This is a genomic window from Vibrio harveyi NBRC 15634 = ATCC 14126 = KCTC 12724 (assembly GCF_001591145.1).
Classification (GTDB): Bacteria; Pseudomonadota; Gammaproteobacteria; order Enterobacterales; family Vibrionaceae; genus Vibrio; species Vibrio harveyi.
The window spans coordinates 48,648-65,763 of sequence record NZ_BCUF01000014.1 but is presented as its reverse complement, the minus strand read 5'-3'; the positions used below and the strand labels follow the sequence as shown (position 1 = coordinate 65,763).

The 17,116-nt window shown below is 45.1% G+C and carries 17 protein-coding genes; 1 reads left to right on the top strand and 16 read right to left on the bottom strand.

Annotated elements, in window-relative coordinates; genetic code table 11:
• Positions 1–28 precede the first annotated feature (28 nt).
• From VHA02S_RS09610 to VHA02S_RS09595, 4 genes are all read right to left on the bottom strand, one after another.
• On the bottom strand, positions 29–1,315 hold the full coding sequence (locus VHA02S_RS09610) for a TRAP transporter large permease (protein ID WP_009698383.1): 1,287 nt from the start codon (positions 1,313–1,315) through the stop codon (positions 29–31).
• Between the two features lie 12 nt (positions 1,316–1,327).
• Positions 1,328–1,867 (bottom strand): TRAP transporter small permease subunit, encoded by a 540-nt coding sequence (locus VHA02S_RS09605; protein WP_005445141.1) that lies wholly within the window; start codon positions 1,865–1,867, stop codon positions 1,328–1,330.
• Between the two features lie 131 nt (positions 1,868–1,998).
• Positions 1,999–3,093 (bottom strand): TRAP transporter substrate-binding protein, encoded by a 1,095-nt coding sequence (locus VHA02S_RS09600; RefSeq protein ID WP_005445140.1) that lies wholly within the window; start codon positions 3,091–3,093, stop codon positions 1,999–2,001.
• Between the two features lie 415 nt (positions 3,094–3,508).
• Positions 3,509–3,913: a hypothetical protein gene (locus VHA02S_RS09595; protein ID WP_005445139.1), complete on the bottom strand. Its 405-nt coding sequence runs from the start codon at positions 3,911–3,913 to the stop codon at positions 3,509–3,511.
• 270 nt (positions 3,914–4,183) lie between these two features.
• Between VHA02S_RS09595 and VHA02S_RS09590 the strand changes: the two genes are divergently transcribed.
• Positions 4,184–4,852 carry a DUF2982 domain-containing protein gene (locus VHA02S_RS09590; RefSeq protein ID WP_038898611.1) on the top strand — a complete coding sequence of 223 codons (669 nt, stop codon included), beginning with the start codon at positions 4,184–4,186 and terminating at the stop codon, positions 4,850–4,852.
• Between the two features lie 11 nt (positions 4,853–4,863).
• Here the strand turns inward: VHA02S_RS09590 and VHA02S_RS09585 are convergent, their stop codons facing one another.
• The 12 genes from VHA02S_RS09585 to VHA02S_RS09530 form a co-directional block, all read right to left on the bottom strand.
• Positions 4,864–5,520: an MBL fold metallo-hydrolase gene (locus VHA02S_RS09585; RefSeq protein ID WP_005445137.1), complete on the bottom strand. Its 657-nt coding sequence runs from the start codon at positions 5,518–5,520 to the stop codon at positions 4,864–4,866.
• 130 nt (positions 5,521–5,650) lie between these two features.
• Positions 5,651–6,199, bottom strand: a complete 549-nt coding sequence (gene mepK, locus VHA02S_RS09580) for a peptidoglycan L,D-endopeptidase MepK (protein WP_005445130.1) — start codon at positions 6,197–6,199, stop codon at positions 5,651–5,653.
• Positions 6,200–6,372: 173 nt separating this feature from the next.
• Positions 6,373–7,938 (bottom strand): L,D-transpeptidase family protein, encoded by a 1,566-nt coding sequence (locus VHA02S_RS09575; protein ID WP_456154858.1) that lies wholly within the window; start codon positions 7,936–7,938, stop codon positions 6,373–6,375.
• A gap of 131 nt (positions 7,939–8,069) precedes the next feature.
• Positions 8,070–9,152: a DUF1513 domain-containing protein gene (locus tag VHA02S_RS09570; protein WP_038898613.1), complete on the bottom strand. Its 1,083-nt coding sequence runs from the start codon at positions 9,150–9,152 to the stop codon at positions 8,070–8,072.
• Complete coding sequence (locus VHA02S_RS09565) at positions 9,133–10,170, bottom strand: imelysin family protein (RefSeq protein WP_038898614.1); 1,038 nt, start codon at positions 10,168–10,170, stop codon at positions 9,133–9,135. Before VHA02S_RS09565 ends, VHA02S_RS09570 begins: the two co-directional genes overlap by 20 nt.
• A 10-nt stretch (positions 10,171–10,180) precedes the next feature.
• Positions 10,181–11,563 carry a di-heme oxidoreductase family protein gene (locus tag VHA02S_RS09560; RefSeq protein WP_038898615.1) on the bottom strand — a complete coding sequence of 461 codons (1,383 nt, stop codon included), beginning with the start codon at positions 11,561–11,563 and terminating at the stop codon, positions 10,181–10,183.
• Positions 11,564–11,655: 92 nt separating this feature from the next.
• Positions 11,656–12,918 (bottom strand): imelysin family protein, encoded by a 1,263-nt coding sequence (locus VHA02S_RS09555; protein WP_038898616.1) that lies wholly within the window; start codon positions 12,916–12,918, stop codon positions 11,656–11,658.
• A 175-nt stretch (positions 12,919–13,093) separates the two neighbouring features.
• On the bottom strand, positions 13,094–13,690 hold the full coding sequence (locus VHA02S_RS09550) for a GTP cyclohydrolase II (RefSeq protein ID WP_005445121.1): 597 nt from the start codon (positions 13,688–13,690) through the stop codon (positions 13,094–13,096).
• Between the two features lie 279 nt (positions 13,691–13,969).
• Positions 13,970–14,146, bottom strand: coding sequence for a hypothetical protein (locus VHA02S_RS26150; RefSeq protein WP_005445119.1), 177 nt, complete (start codon positions 14,144–14,146; stop codon positions 13,970–13,972).
• A 145-nt stretch (positions 14,147–14,291) separates the two neighbouring features.
• Positions 14,292–14,702: a heme lyase NrfEFG subunit NrfF gene (gene nrfF / locus VHA02S_RS09540; protein WP_005445117.1), complete on the bottom strand. Its 411-nt coding sequence runs from the start codon at positions 14,700–14,702 to the stop codon at positions 14,292–14,294.
• A complete protein-coding gene (locus VHA02S_RS09535) occupies positions 14,689–15,222 on the bottom strand; it encodes a DsbE family thiol:disulfide interchange protein (protein ID WP_038898617.1) in 534 nt (177 codons plus the stop codon). Before VHA02S_RS09535 ends, nrfF begins: the two co-directional genes overlap by 14 nt.
• A complete protein-coding gene (locus tag VHA02S_RS09530; protein WP_038898618.1) occupies positions 15,200–17,107 on the bottom strand; it encodes a heme lyase CcmF/NrfE family subunit in 1,908 nt (635 codons plus the stop codon). Before VHA02S_RS09530 ends, VHA02S_RS09535 begins: the two co-directional genes overlap by 23 nt.
• Positions 17,108–17,116 lie beyond the last annotated feature (9 nt).

The window sequence follows — 17,116 nt, the reverse complement described above, 5'->3', positions numbered from 1 at the left end:
CATCACAATTCCTTGCTTCTTACTTGCATTAGGACATGCCATAGAATCCTGGGAAAAATAACAATGAAGCAAGTACCACAATCTGAATCGCAATGAATGGCATCACACCACGGTAGATATCCCGAGTGGTCACGCCTGCTGGAGCCACACCTTTTAGGTAGAACAAACTAAAACCAAAAGGCGGTGTTAGGAATGAGGTCTGCAGGTTCATCGCAATCAAAATCGCAAACCAAGTCATGTTGATACCCATCAACTCGGCAACAGGTGCAATGATTGGCACGATAATGAAACAGATTTCTACGAAGTCGATGAAGAACCCAAGGATAAGGATGACTAACATGGTAATGATCAAGAAGCCCCATTTTTCACCCGGGAGTTCTAACATCCACTCTTCAACAAGGTAATCCCCCCCAGTGTACGTAAACGCCATTGAGAATGCCGTTGCCCCGAGCAAAATCGCAAAGACCATCGCGGTCACTTTTACGGTCTCTTGCGAAGCTTCATACACCATCGACCAACTAAACTGTTTGTAAAGCAACGACAATACAATTGCACCAGCCCCACCCAGTGCTGCGGACTCTGTTGGGGTAGCAATACCCGCAAAGATAGAGCCGAGAACAACAATAATCAGCGCTAACGGTGGCAGTACGGCTTTCAACGCAGTAATCACTTCTTCTTTACGACTGATAGACTCATCACGCTCGATAGGCTGGGCTGCTTCAGGGTTCAGTTTGGCGTAAATCAAAATGTAGATCACATACGCGCCCACCAGCACCAATCCCGGCCACACTGCGGCTTGGAACAAATCCCCGACTGGTACACCGAGAACATCCCCCAGAAGAATCAAAACTATAGAAGGCGGAATGATTTGACCTAACGTGCCCGACGCACAGATGGTGCCACAAGCCAATCCTTTGTCGTAATTGTACTTAAGCATCACTGGTAAGGAGATCAACCCCATTGCCACTACCGATGCACCGACTACCCCCGTTGATGCGGCAAGCAAGGCACCCACCAACACGGTTGAAATGGCAATACCACCGCGAATACCACCAAACAAACGCCCCATCGACTCAAGCAATTGCTCAGCCAATCGGGTCTTTTGCAACACTAATCCCATGAAGACAAACAGAGGTACTGCCATCAGTACCGTATTCTCCATGATGGATTGAATGCGATAAGGCATGAAAGCAAACATCTCAATGCCTTCTGCCCATACGCCAAAAATTAATGCGATGCCGCCAAAGGTGAAGGCGACAGGAAAACCAAGCAGTAGCGCAAATAACGCCACAAAAAACATCACTATACCGATCATACTGAATTCCTTTTACGACTTACCGTTGTTACCGGCATAGATAAGATGAGGGTTAACAATTTTGTTGATGGAATGAAGCAGCAAACCAACCCCGCTTACCGCCATAAACAAAAACGAAAGTGGGATCATACCTTTAATGATCCATCGGTATGGCAAACCACCCGGATCTCCGGATGTCTCGCCCAGCGCGTAACTCTCTTTGGCAAAGTCGACACCAAACCAAGCAACCAATAGGCAAAAGGGAAACAAAAAAAGTAAGGTGCCTAAAATGTCGATTATGGACTGCGCTTTGTATGACAAACGCTCATAGAAAATATCGACGCGTACGTGCCCGCCGGATTTAATTGCGTAAGGCACACCAAGTAAAAACACGGCAGAGAAAAGGTGCCATTCCATTTCTTGAAAGGCGATCGAGACGTCATTGAACACGTAGCGCATGACAACGTCGTACACCACGTTCGCTAGCAACAAAATAAATAAGATGCTGGATAACCAGCCTAGAAAATCACCGAAGCGGTTAAAGATTCGCTCAATATAAATAAGGCTTCTCATTCCGAACTCCATGGAACATGGGGAGATTGGCTCCGCTGGTTCGCGGAGCACTTGTTATGACCTTCTCTAAGAGAAGTTTTCTTGGGCTTCATTGGCAGGCTAAATCACTCGAAATAGCCTGCGATACGAAGTTATTGCTGAGCTTGGCTGTTTAAGTAAGCTCGGTGTGAAATGTCAGACCAAGGGCGTACTTGCTCGATGTAGCTTGCTTGTGACTCTTGGATTTCTTTCGCTAGCGCGTCTTTCTCAGCATGCTGTTTTAGCAAACGCTCGTTCGCTTCTCGCAGCGCTGAAATCACCTCTGGTGGGAAGTCTTTAACTTGTACGTCTGGGTATTCTGATTGGATAGATGCCCAGTTCTTACCACTTTCATGTTTAGACTGCGTGTACATATCGTAAGCCGCCGCTTTCATCGCTACTTGCAAGATCGCTTTTAGATCATCCGGTAGGCGTTCCCAAGTACGTTTGTTCACTAGGAACTGCAGTTCGGTACCTGGCTCATGCCAACCTGTATAGTAGTAAGGAGCAATTTTGTGGAAGCCCATACGCAAATCCAGAGATGGTCCTACCCACTCCAATGCATCAATCGTGCGTCGTTCAAGAGAAGTGTATAGCTCACCCGGTGCGATGTTTGTTGGTTTTGCACCCAGCTCTGCGAGAATTTCCCCAGCGAAACCCGGAATACGCATTTTCAGACCTTTTAGATCATCTACTGATTTGATTTCTTTCTGGAACCAACCGCCCATCTGGGTATCGGTGTTACCACCAGGGAAAGACAGCAAGTTATGCGGAGAATAAACCTTCTCCATCAACTCCATACCACCACCGTAGTAAAACCATGCGTACTGTTCTGTTGGCAACATACCGAAAGGCATAGAGGTGAAGTAAAGGGTGTTTGGTACTTTGCCTTTCCAGTAATAAGAAGCGGAATGTCCCATGTCGTACTGACCGGATTTCACCATATCAAACACGCCAAGCGGCGCTTTATGCTTGTTTGCGGAATCAATACGAATTTGTAGGCGTCCGTTTGACATTTCTTCTGCCATTTTCGCCATGTTCTTTGTTGCATCACCGAAGATAGGGAAATTCGGTCCCCAAGTCTCCGCGAGTTTCAAGCGATACACTTTATCGTCAGCAGCGTTAGCAGAAGTCGCTACAAATGCCATGGTTGCTACCATCGCTGTCGCTTTGAGTACTCGTTTCAAAGATTTTTGGATAAGACTCATCGTTCACGTCCTTTGTCACCAAGGTTATTGTTGTCATCCATTACATAAGGATTCGATATAGAAGATGGGACATTACTTGGAAGTAAGAAATGGGCATGAACACGCAACAAATCGGTGTCTATAAGCTAGGCTTAGTCGTTAGTATTACGTATTTCTGCGTAGGTGATAAGCGATCATCATGAAACAAAGTCTTAAAATCAGAATGTTATCTATTTCATTTGGTGAGAGCAGCATAGAAACCACGTACGTGGTTAACTGCGAAAGAATTTACACAGTATTTAATAAATTGTGACAAATGACGGGTTTGTATCGTTAGAATGCTCAATTATGGAAGGGAAAAAGCCGCTCTTAAGGTAAAAAAATACCCCGGTCAATGCCGAGGTATTTAATGCAAAAAACAGAATTACAGCGGTAATTAAACTGCTTTATAGATAACTTTGTTACCTGCTAACTGCTCTTTTTGAACTAGGTTTTCTTCAAGAAGCTTCTTCAGTGCGCCAGTAGCCCATGATGCCGCTTTAGTGTCTTCTTGACCAGCAGCCAGACCGATACCTTTAGGGTTGATACCTTCTGCGTTTGCTACAACGATATCTAGTACTTGTTGCTGCTTAGGAGTAAGTGCAACCTCAACCGTTTTTGCTGCAGCTACTTTCTTCTCAGCTACTGCTTTTTCAGCAACAGCTTTTTTAGCAACGGAAGGTGCTGCTGCTTTCTCAACAACAGGTTTAGCCGCCTTCGGTGCTGCAACTACGTTTGCTACTGTCGCTTTAATGCGTTTTTGCAGTTTCATCTGCACTTTACGCTTATGAGCAAGTCTCATTGAATATTTCTCCAGTTCACTGCATCTCAGCAGGGATGAAAATTTGAAGCGCGTTTTATACCAAAAATCACAAACGATTTGTAGGTTTTAGCGGCGAAACGCGATGAAAAATGCGCTCATTGCATAGAACGTCTACTATTTAATCAGATAAATTGTGAACGGATTTATTGAATACTGGGTATAAAAACAGAGGTTCTTTGTTTCTGATAAGCAAGTAAATGAATATCAAAAACAAGAGTCTCAACACCATTGTTCAATGAGGCTAAAAGCATGGAAACGCGGCATCTCAGCAACTCACATTTCAAATCTGACTCCCCCATCAACAAATTGATCATGTTTATGGTTGTCACGATTACCTTATTTCTGGTTTTAATTGCTCCAGGATGGAAACAAGCCATGTTGTCGGTGATCTTGATGGCATTCATCGTTGGCTTTGCCATTGTAATGATCAAAAAGAGTCAGGTCTCTTTCACGCTCACCGCTTCTCATTTCCAGCAACATCTTTTCAAAGGCGGCTGGGTACTACGTTGGAAAGACATTGATTCAATCGGTATTTGCACCTACGAGCAAGAAGGTTGGCATCAGCCTTTACCTTGGATTGGTATTCGCTTGAAGCACTATTCCCCTTATCTCAACTCGATCTGTCCTCGAATCGCAACGGAAATTTTATTAGGGCAACGAGCTTTGCTTTACTTAGGCGCAAGACAAAATAATTGCGAAACAAAATTTGAAGATATGGTGTTAGACCCAGCTCCATACATTAATCAAGAAGGCATGCATTACGAAGGTCTACAAGCCATGCTGGCGAATAGAATGAAGTATCAGAGGCAGTTTTACGGCTATGACGTGTTTATTTCAGCCAGTGACTTAGACCGAGAAGCTGAAGAGTTTGTAGGATTGGCTCGACGTTACTTAGCTGCCGCCGAGCCAGATGCTTAATTCAATGCGCCTTAATATAGAGGCATTTCGTCTGCAACGAATGGGTTTGTCTTGCGTTCATGACCAAACGTCGATTGTGGGCCATGCCCAGGAACGAAAGTTACATCGTTGCCGAGTGGCCACAGCTTTTCTTTGATCGAACTTATCAATGTATTGAAGTCCCCTTGAGGGAAATCTGTACGACCTACACTGCCGTTAAACAAAACATCACCAACGAAAGCAAGACGAGCTTCTTCACTGTAAAGCACAACGTGACCAGGCGTATGTCCAGGCGTATGAATAACATCTAAAGTTTGGTTGCCAAAAGAGACCTTATCGCCCTCATTTAGCCATTGATGTGGTTCAAACGCTTCAGTCAATGGGAACCCAAACATTTGACTCTGACCTTCCAAGCCTTGCAACCAGAAGTTATCCGCTTTGTGTGGTCCAACAATTTCAGTGCCACCAAGAAGAGCAGATAATGGTTCAGTGCCGCCCACATGGTCTAAGTGACCGTGTGTCAGAACTAGGTTTACAACCTCAACACCCAACTCTTTGATCAGCATTGCCAGTTGCTTTTCATCACCACCCGGGTCAACCACAATGCCCTTCATGGTTTCATCACACCAGACAATGGAACAGTTTTGAGAGAAAGATGTTACGGGAACAACTTGGTACTTCAGAGCCATAGATAACCTATACCGAATAAATTTTCGTGAAAACTGCGGCAACTATGACACTAAGCCTGAGTGACTTCAAGCGCTGAGCCATGGGTAATTAACGACTTTCTACGTCAATAAATTAAGTCTTAGGCAGGCATTACCAAGAACGTACTGCGCCGGTATCGATATGTACAAAGTTACTGCGTGGGTAATAGCCAACACCACCCGCTTTTAAACTTAATGCGGCATCACGCACGGTCGAAAGCTTGACGCCATCTAAGCGAAAATCGATCGCTTTGCCTTCCATGTGCATGCTTTTCTTTGCCACGCCAGAAGAGTTGTTGCGTAGCGATGCATTCGTTAGAGGCGAACGGTACCCTGAAATCACAATTACCTCTGCATCGGTACCTATCAGTGCTTGGATCTGACTGATTTGATCAAATAAGCGGCGGTCCATTGGATGGATTTCGTTGCGACGATGGTCACGACAAAACTTATCAAGCCGTTTAAGTTCCTCGTCCACATAAGTACTACCGTTGAAGTAGCATGACTCCAAAAGCTCACCAGTATTGAGATTATTCATCGCAAGCACACGAGGTTCATCAGGCAATGAAGCCCAAGACAAACTTGGCATCGCCGAGGCGACCACAACACCACCAGCGGTCATTTTAAGAAAATCACGACGGGAAAAATTACGACTTACCATGACAAATATACTGCTCAATTACTGTACGAGCAGCGGACATTACCGAAACCTATTTAACGCGTCAAATGCATAAACCGGTCCGGCTTGTCGCTTTTAGGCTGGATTTTTTGCTTACTTATTGAACAAAAAACAGATTTTCTTAATTGTAAATTTTCTTAAATTAAGTGTGCCCTTTACCCTTGGTCGTCGTATTGATAAATATCATCACGGTAGTAGAGCGTGCCTTCTTCTAACCACGCGGTTTGATAAATGATGTGCACTTGAATTCGCTCACTCAAAGGCACTGAGGTGTTGGAGCGACGTCCACTTTGACGTTTTTTCGCTAACCGTTCTTCAAGACCTTGCGTTTTAAAGAGCAACTCAGCAAGTTGATCAGCATGCTCAACGCGAACACACCCTGAACTGAATGCTCTCCGATCTTGATCGAACAAGTTTTTGCTTGGAGTATCGTGTAGATAGATTGCTTGTGGGTTCGGCATATTAAACTTGTACAACCCCAAAGCATTGTGCGAACCCGATGACTGTCTCATCCGGTAAGGAAAGCTTTTTGGGTTGACCGTTGCCCAGTTAATTGTGGTTGGGTCAATGATCTCTTGCGAGGTCCATGATCGGATGATCTGGATATTATGCTCGATCAGATACATGGGATTACGCTTCACCTTAGGGATGATGTCCTTAACCATGATCTTCCAAGGAACATTCCAAGTTGGGTTTAAGATAACGGAATCGAGCGTGCCCGTCATGATTGGGGTCTTGCGTGATGCTCTCCCTACCACTACCTTGGATTCAAACAGTGCTTGTCCTTGATGCCAGTAGGTCACTTCGTAGCCGGGGACATTGACAAACACCACGTTATCACGCTCTTTTGCCCAAATCCGCGAGCGCTCTGCGTTAAGTGCTAGAGAGTGCAATCGTTGCTCAGGAGAGAAGTTGATCCAGCGAATCGTATTGGGGCCGATGATACCGTCTTGCTTCAAGCCATGAATACGTTGAAACTCCATCACCGCCAGTTCTAGGTTTTCATCATAACGTGTGGTCTCTGTGTCTAAATGACCGACTTCAACGCCCACGATTTGCATCCGCGCTATCAGGCTCGATTTATCAAATAGCTCGTCTCCGACTCTCGCCAATCTCTGCTCTTGCTGATACAAAGGGAACTCAAACTGCGCGTAAGTCGATAATGAAGCAAAGGCGGTATTAAATGATACATCCATTTGTAGGGGGGAGCGAAGTTCGGCAAGAAACTGGTCAAGTTTGCCTACCGTGATTTCATTACTCAACAACGACAGCGTTTCGATACTTGGCGCAGGCAGTTTGACGTGAACTTTATTTGCAAATAGCCAATTGATGCCTTCTTGTGGAACTTGTTCAAGGTAGGACAAATACATGAGGAGTGAATCACTCATCACCAGATCAAAGTCAAGCTCATCACCTTGTTCGCGTACTTGTTCAATACGTCGCAGTTGGTCATCAAATTCAGAGGTCACATCCGCCAATGCCACCAGCTCAATTTGAAAGATGAGTTGATCAACATCAGTTTCATTTTCCCAGTTGAGACGGTAGTTGGTGCTTTGGTAAAGCTGATCGATGATATCTGGATAGTGGATCATCTTCTCCACAGACAACTGCTCAACCGCGCCCTCTTGCTCTGTTTGTGCAGATGCATCGGGAGAAACCACGGTTGAAAAGCTGCAAAACGGCACCAAAAGTGCCGTTATCATTATGAGTCTAGCAATCACTGAAACGATCCCTTCGTTACGTGCCATAAAAAAAGTATGGCAAATATCTCACGGGTTGCCGCTTTAAAATTAAGAATCTGCAAACGAAAATGCCAACAAGATTCTCAATAAGATGTTACTTAATGATCTTTCTAGACAATTCTCGCCCAATGGTTATCCCATTGAACGCCGCTAGCAAAAGTATTCTTTGACTCTGTAGGTCTTTGTTCGACCACTCTCCCTGCGCCAGAGCTGACGCGAAACTCATCACCGTAAGTGACGACACCAGAAGCATCTGGTAGTGCATTCAATTCAACCAACTGCCCGGTGGATTTCGACCAAATACCGTAACAACTTCCCAGAGGTGATGTTGCTAATATCCAATCTTCTGTCGCAGCAATGCTTGCCACATAATGATTAAAACGCGCCCACTGCTCCGGTTCAGCTTGCAAATCTTGCATTTCACCACCACGCGTATGCATGGCGATCAAAGCTGGGAATTCATCCGGCTCACCACGATATTGCTGACCGCAAAGCACTGTCTCAACACCATCATGTGCAAGGTGACGAATACTCAGCTTATGATCGGGTAAAGACACTTGGTCTAACAATTCTCCTTCTTGCGAAAGATAGCTCAGACTTGGCGTCATGGTATTTAGATTAAGCGGCTCGCGTCCATTCGTGTGGACGCCACCAACACCAATGGCTAAAGCGCCGTCAGGCATCATGATGACTTCATGAGGTCCGAGACCAAATCCACTCAATTCATCAATTTTTTGATACTGCCTTTGCGCATCATAAACTCCGATGATCCCTCGGCTTGTTCCCCTTTCCCCCTCAGTAGCAAATAAGTAATGACCATCATGGGAGTAAACACCATGCCCATAGAAATGGCGGTCCGCTTTTGCTAACTCCAGTTTGACCATTTGCTCCGAACGATAGTCAAACACCATAAAAAAGGTGCCGGGACGACGACCAAAGACAACCGCATGACCTTGCGGGTTGGTCGCCACGCCATGACCCCGTTCAGGGATTGGCAGCGAAGACAGCGGCATGCCATGTTCATCGGCAACTACGGCAGCGTATTTGTCGCGTCCAATGATAGAGCAGCCAATCAAAGCAGGCTCGCGTGTGTTTGTTGAAGTGCAACCGAACGGCATAACAGGTGCAGCCGCTCCAAACAAAGCGGCTTTCAGTAAGGTTCGGCGAGTTTGATCAGTCACCATCGGTTGCATTGAATCCTATAACGACACCAAGTTCGATAGCCACCTCTTCGTGGATCAGATACTTCAGTTGCTCAAGCTTGTTGTATTGTGCGAGAACCATTCGATAACCGTCTTTGGTTTGCAGCGCGGCAAACAAACTTTTATCTTCAGGCCACGTATCCAATGCCATATCAAATTGATGAACAACACGATCAGCTAATTCACTATGCCCCTGCTCACGAAGCAATGCATCTAAACCAGAGCCGTTAGCAAGATAGAGAGCCTGTAACGCTTCAAGGTTAGCCTTCAAGTTAGACAATGAAGTTTGTGAACGCCATGATTCTGAGAAATAAGGACGCGGTTTGCCTATTTTGGCCAATGGGCGGCTCAGCTTCTTCATGCTGTATTCTAATTGATTAGACAGCAACGAAATGTACTCAGACTCCCACTCCGTCATGTCTAATGACTTCCATGGGTTTTGTGCCCATGAATCTGCAATGATGTTTGCTTTGTTATTAAGGTTTTCTGCAATCGCAATACTGGTAGCACACGTATTGCTATTAGTAGATAAACTCGACGCCTTGTCGTAAAGCAACCATTCCAGCGCACCCAACCCTTGTACTGTTACGCTTTGAGTCGAAATATCCTCTGCGCTCCAAATTTGGTCAGACTTCGTTAAGACCGACATTTTTCGTCCAGTCGTGTTCTTCTTATCTGGCCAAAATTGCACATTCCAGCTCTGCTCTAATGCGGTCGCAGGTCCACGCTCTTGCCCTTGTAATGCCATCCACACCAACATGGTTTGATGCCATTGCTGCTTAATTTGTGCGTCACCTTTCATTTGTGAAGCACAGTATTCTGTGAGGCTCTGCTCTAACTTGGTTGTCTGAGTTACAAACGCCTGTGCCGCGTTAAACTCCACCTCGTATACGTTTTGTGAAATATGGCTTGTACTCTCGGGCTCAACAGAGCTTGACCCGTTTGTCGATTGGCAGCCAGCCAAACTTAACGTTGCGGCAATCGCACTCACTAACAAAGTTATTTTCATGGTTGGCTCCTTATAGAGAATTCAGGAATGCGATCAATGCGTCGCGTTCTTTCTTGTTGAGCGCTAAAACGTTTTGCTTAGCCGTTTCTGCCTCGCCGCCGTGCCACAATACGGCTTCCATTAAGTTACGTGCACGACCGTCATGTAAGAAGTAAGTATGACCATTTACCTCTTCGGTATAACCAATTCCCCATAACGGCGCGGTTCGCCATTCACGGCCATTCGCTAGGTACTCAGGACGGTTATCTGCCAAGCCGTCACCCATGTCATGCAGAAGCATATCGGTATAAGGGTGAATAAGTTGCTCAGAAAGAGCCGGTAATTCCGGTCGCTTAGCGGTTTTTACGCTCGTCTTGTGGCAACTTTCGCAGCCAGAAGACGCAAAAATCTGCTGACCAAGCTGAACCTCGGGATCATTGATATTTCGACGTGCCGGTACTGCGAGATGTTGACTATAGAACTCAACAAAATCGAGGATATTTTTACTCACCTCTGGTTTGCCGCCATTAGGCATGTCATCACAAATCGTCTGCTTAGAAGTGCAGTTTTCGTTCGGGAACAAATGACTAGTCAGACCCACATCGCCGTTAAATGCAGCGGCGTTTTGTTGCATGAGCGTCGGTTGCCCTGCTTTCCAGCCAAATCGACCAATTGAGAAATCGTCTTTTTCGATGTCCCACACTTTATTCACTTTGCCAGAGATACCATCTTTGTTTGTATCTTGCTCGTCAGTCCAAGCCAGCAACGTTTTATCGGGAATGCTCTCCAGCAAACCAAGACCGATCATTGGCGGAGCAACACGCGCAGAGAACTCTGTATCTGGGTGCATCGCCCCATAACCTAAATCCGTAATTTGCAGCACTGGCTTTCTGAGTACGACCTTGGTGCCATCTTTAAAAGTAACTGGCACGTCGGTGTAACTGATATTGATTTTGCCTTCCGGCGTTTGATCTTGCAGTGCAAAATCTTGTAGCTGCCCACCGTAAGTTGGCTCAGGGATACCGCCATCTTTGATGTACGCTTTTTTCTGCTCCGGAGTCATTGCTGGAATACTGAGGCGCACTAGCATAGAGACCGCATGCAAATCGTCTTTTTCCGGCGGATGACCACGCCCATCTTTGATATGGCAGTTTTGGCAACCATTCGTGTTAAACAAAGGTCCCAGTCCATCGCGAGCGTCTGTTGATGCAGGCGCTTGTACCCAAGGGTTACGGAAGAAACTGTTGCCGACACTAAAGTCCAGCCGTTTGCTCATCGGCAGGTTAGCAGCAGGAAGAGAATACGCGTTAGCGCCGTCTTTTTTGACGCTGGTTTTGCCACCAGACTTAACATCATAAGCCATGGCAGAAGAAGAAAGGAGCGCGACTAGCGCAGAATATAGGTATGGCTTCATATCATTGCTCTACTAATACGACAGGTGTGATAACAACGAGCTCAAACGGCAAAAGGGCTCACAAAGAGCCCTTATTTATTATGGTTTTCTTATTAAAACTCGTGATCAGCAGTATCAGGGCTTAAGCTGTCGATACCGACGATGTTCGCCGCTCGCTCAATCGCACCTGTTTGAGCTACCAATGACATAATCGTGTCATTGACTAACGCATTGCCTTGCGTATTACCAGCTGCGATCAACTGGTCAAAGTGTTGGTTATTCTTCTCTGCAGAAGTAACCAGCTCGCCCACTTGGCTACGTGTTGTATCAAACTGCTTTTGGATCTCTTTTGCCGCTTGTTTGTCTTTTTGAGCGACTAAATCCGCAATACTTGGACCAGACAGTTCTTTTCCGTCAACACCTTTGTACGTACCTGTGTAAACGTTGTAGATGCCTTGCTCATTGTAGTAATGAGAGTTATGCGTGTTGTCTGAGAAACAATCGTGCTCATCTTCAGTAGAGTTTGCCTCTAGCGCTACTTTCATACGTTCGCCCGCTAGTTCACCTAGAGACAGAGAGCCCATGCCGAACAACATCTTACGAAGACCATTATCCGCAGATTCGCTTAGAAGCTCTTCACGGTAATTACCTTTTACTTCCGAAGACCACTGCTTCTCCATCCACTCAAGATCCTGAACCAACAGATCTGCAGCCGCTTTTAGGTACTCACCACGACGGTCACAATGATCATTCGTACATTCAGAACCAACCACAAAGTCAGTATAAGCACGCTGACCCGCACCCGCATTTGTGCCATTTAGATCTTGGCCCCAAAGTAGGAATTCAATCGCGTGGTAACCAGAAGCAACGTTTGCTTCAGAGCCACCCACTTCGTTTAGATCCGCTAGCAACTCTGGTGTAATTTTTGAAACGTCTAGCTTAGACGCACCAATTTGTAGGTTTGTGTTTGCGATGATATTTGCTGCAGCACCTTCGTTACCAAGCTCATATTGGTAATCGGAAGCGACATAGTCAATCAGACCTTCATCGAGCGGCCATGCGTTAAGCTGACCTTCCCAATCATCGACGATTGCGTTACCAAAACGGAAAACTTCAGACTGTTGGTATGGTACGCGAGCGTCAAGCCAAGCTTGTTTAACTTCTTCAAGCTTTTTCGCTGATGGGGATTTAAGAAACTCATCGATTTTTACGTCGAGTGTTTTCGCTGTAGTCACAGAATCAGCGAACACGGCGTGTGCCACGTCAGCATAATGTTCGACCACTTGTTGTTTAGTTACTGTCGCAGCAACCGTAGAACCACTGGCAATGAGGAGTGATGCAGCAATAGATTGGACTAATACTGTTTTTGCATTCATCTGAAGCATCCTTGTTGAGCATTTTAATTATCGTATTGGTAGTGCTAATTATTCTTATTTGCACTTTTGTCCCGAGATAATACAAATTTACAATTTATTTGCAACTCCAGATACAAAAAAAGCCTCATAAAAATGAGGCCTTTAACAGTCATTATTGTCAAATTTATCTTTAAGATTAAACCTTTAGGTGGTGTTTCCCGTGTGAAACCTTTGCTTTAAGATAATTTTCATTGCCATCTTTAATGTGCGCTGAAGTGTTGACAACCTCTGTAATTTCAATTCCGTATTCCGATAACTCACGGATTTTTTTAGGGTTATTAGTTACGAGACGGATTTTTCCAACCCCTAACGCCTCAAGCATTTGTGCCGCTTCGGTGAAATCGCGCAAGTCATCATCAAAGCCTAGGTGGTTGTTGGCTTCATATGTGTTCATACCCTGGCTTTGTAAACGGTACGCATCAATTTTGTTGTACAAACCGATCCCGCGACCTTCTTGGCGAAGATATAAGATAATGCCACCTGACTCACCCATTCGGTTGATGGTTTCTTCCAATTGCTCGCCACAGTCACAGCGTGAAGAGTGGAACACATCACCAGTCAGACACTCAGAGTGCATGCGTACTAAAGGCATGTCTTGTGTTTGGTCTGCTTGCTTAAAGATAATTGCTACATGCTCTTTATCCGTCTTCAGACCGCGAAAAGACAGGATTTCGGCATCAATGTTACTGTTAGCCCCGACTTTAAAATCTACTCTGGCACGTACTTCCGCCATATCTACACTCACTCGATTTATTGCTTGATGCATGTTCGTTATTGCATTCATGGGATTGTTCTCATTTGCTCTTCAACTATGGGGATTGATACCGCATTTTTCAATGTTGAGATCACAACGAGCCCTATTCTTATGTGTGACAAGCTTGGAAATCCTATCGGAACAACACCCGCTAGCCGACTTTACAATTGTTATAATATAACATTTATGACGAACTACAATAAAAAAACCCCAGACATATTTGCCTGGGGTTTAGAAAGAGTTATTAAAATCTGGCATTCAATGCGTTTGGCTTCGCTTCCACACGGCGAGCTCAATCCAGACCGCTTCGAGTTCTTGAATTTCCTCGTCGGTCAACACCGCGAGAGATGAAGTGACTTGAGGCAGTTTCGGTGACTGCAATGCACGAATCTGCGAATAAAAGTCCTTTTTTAATTGCGTTATAACTGAATCCACTGCGTACACCTATTCATTCTTTATTACTCCTCCAGCTCAATTTATATCGTTTGCTATTCGCTGGAGCATTCATAAATTCGAGAAAATGATAACATTCTGTTTGTTATGTGCACAATTTATTTTTAATAGTGGAATAACGGTCACATTAATCACGCCTTATCATTCGGATCGAATATAGGACAAAAAAGATCAAAAATAACGCCGGAAGGATCCACAGCATGGCAGTAGAATAATTAAATGGTGGTTTATATAGAACAATATTCCCATAACGAGTCACCAAATAATCTTTCACTTCTTGATCTGAATGGCCTTCATTCACCATGGTATACACTTTCAAACGCAGGTCTTTTGCAGCCTGCGCGTTTGACTCAACTAAGTTTTGGTTCTGACACTGCGGACAGCGTAATGTCTTGGCTAATCTCGTTGCACGTTGTTGCAGTTCAATAGAATGAAACTCAAACAGATCAACATTCTGCACAATTTCTTCACTCTTTAGCGAAGAAGAAAATAACGCAAACGTGACTAGCATGAGAAATAGATAATTAAATCGAAACATTCAAATAACCTGAAAATATATCGTTCCATTTATCCGAAGTTAACTCACCTCGATATTTGATCAACACCCTGCCATTTTGATCAATCAAATACGTTTCTGGTGTTCCAATAACCCCTAGCTCAACTGCAAGCCTACCATTTGGATCACTGATCACCTCTGTGTATGGATTTCGTTTAGAGCTCAAATATTCACGAGCAGCTTGATCGTTGTCTCGATAATTCAGTCCAATAATAACGACACCAAGCTCAGCAAGTTGCAATAATTCTTCATGTTCACGCTTGCATATGCCGCACCAAGATGCCCAAACATTCAGTAATTTATACTGTTCCTTTTTAAAAACTTGCTGAGTGACGTCATTACCCGAAAGTAAAGACGTGGCGGTAAATTCAGGGATGGATAAATTGCGCTGCTGAGACAATTCGACATTCGGTCTATCTGATAACGCGATAGTCGCTACAACAGCAAATGCAATCACACTCGCGACTAACCCTACTAGTTTAAGCGTATTTCTCGGTCGCATTGAATGCCTCTTTTCTTTTCGTCATTAATGTCGTGCACATACCTAGCACCGCTAGAATGCCGCCGATCCAGATCCACCAGATCCCAGCCCGATACTGCACTTTAATCGCATAAGCATGAATATCGACTTTATCACCTAACGTCACATAGTAATCCCCATACCACCGCGAGCGAATCGCTGGTTCGGTCATATTCATCACTCGCACAGGGTAATGGCGTTTCTCTGGCGTAAAGTTGAGACGGCTACCGTCCTCAAGGCGCAGATCGATCATTCCTTGCTCGGCGGTGTAGTTTGGACCTACTCGCCACTCTATCCCATGATAGTCGATGCTAATATCAGCTCTTTGATACGTAGTACCCGCTTCTACACGCAGATTATATTCATATGAATAGTCACTATTAAACACAGCTCCGCAACATGCTACCGCAAAGCCAATATGCGCAAACACCATTGGTAACCGCAAACGTCTATTTTCTGTTTTAAATAGCATTAAGGCATGTGACACTCCGACCCACGTTGACAATACTAGCGTGATAAGGCTTGTCAGATGAATAACGTCGACAGTAAAGATAAAAGCACACCCGACAACAAACGAGATCGCGCCTGCAGTTCCGGTTTGGGAAGCCATCGTCTGATTGATGCCTTTACTCCATTTCAGTATGGGCATTAGCGCAAGAGCAACGAGCGCTAGCAGGCTTAAAGGGAAGATAAGGCTGTTAAAATACGGTGCTCCTACTGAAATATTCCCCAACCCCAAGAGTTGATAAAGCATAGGGTAAAAGGTGCCGAGAAAGACGATTGCTGTCGTCATAACGAGCAATCCAATTGCAAAATAAACGGTGTAGGCTCGGCTGGTTAATGTGCGAAGTTGAAAACGGGCGATATGTTCGCCTTTGGTGATAAGCAAGGCAAAAGTCACAATCACTAGCAGACACAGCACGCTAAGCAATACAAGACCTTTGGTTGGATCTACAGCAAATGCATGCACCGAAGTGAGCACACCAGAACGCACCACAAATGTGCCGAGAATACTTAAGCTGAATGTTGCAAAAGCTAACGCATAAGTGCTCCAAATTGCCCCCTTGTTTCTCGTCGCAATGACCCCACTATGAAGTAACGCACTACCAGTTAGCCAAGGAAGCAACGACGCATTTTCTACTGGGTCCCAGAACCACCAGCCACCCCATCCAAGTTCGTTATAAGCCCACCAAGACCCAACGATGATACCCAACGTGAGAGTGCCCCAAGCAAAAAGTACTGGACCACGTGCTGCGTTATACCATTCATGAATTGGTCGCGGACCTAACAGCGCCGCTAGAGCAAATGCCAAAATTGCCGCATAACCAACGTAGCCCAAATACAGCAAAGGTGGATGAATAATCAGCCCTACGTCTTGCAACATCGGATTCAAATCCCGCCCTTGTGTAGCCAACTCTTGCGCGTATTCAAATGGATTAGACGTAAGGAGTGTAAACCACGCAAACACCGCAATCAGAATATTCATAATACCTAAACAATCAGCGGCGTATTGCCCACTAATAGGTAACTTGCGTGCTATGTAGGAAGCCCAAAGACTTAACGTGACCACCCAAAACAACATCGAGCCTTGGTGTCCTCCCCATGCGGCAGCAATTTTAAATGCCATGGGCAATTGGCTATTAGAATGAGTGACCACGTACTCTAAGGCGAAGTTGTCCTGAATAAAACTGATGATCAATAGGGTTAAACAAACTAAAGAGGCTAAGCTGATGATGTGTGACATCGCTATTTGATGGGGCAATACCACCTTCTTATTCATGGCGCGCCTCATCCAATGCAATAATGCCGTACAAGTCGATGCGACACCGACCAGTATCAATAAGAAAAATCCCAGCTCAGCCTCCATTTTTCCTCC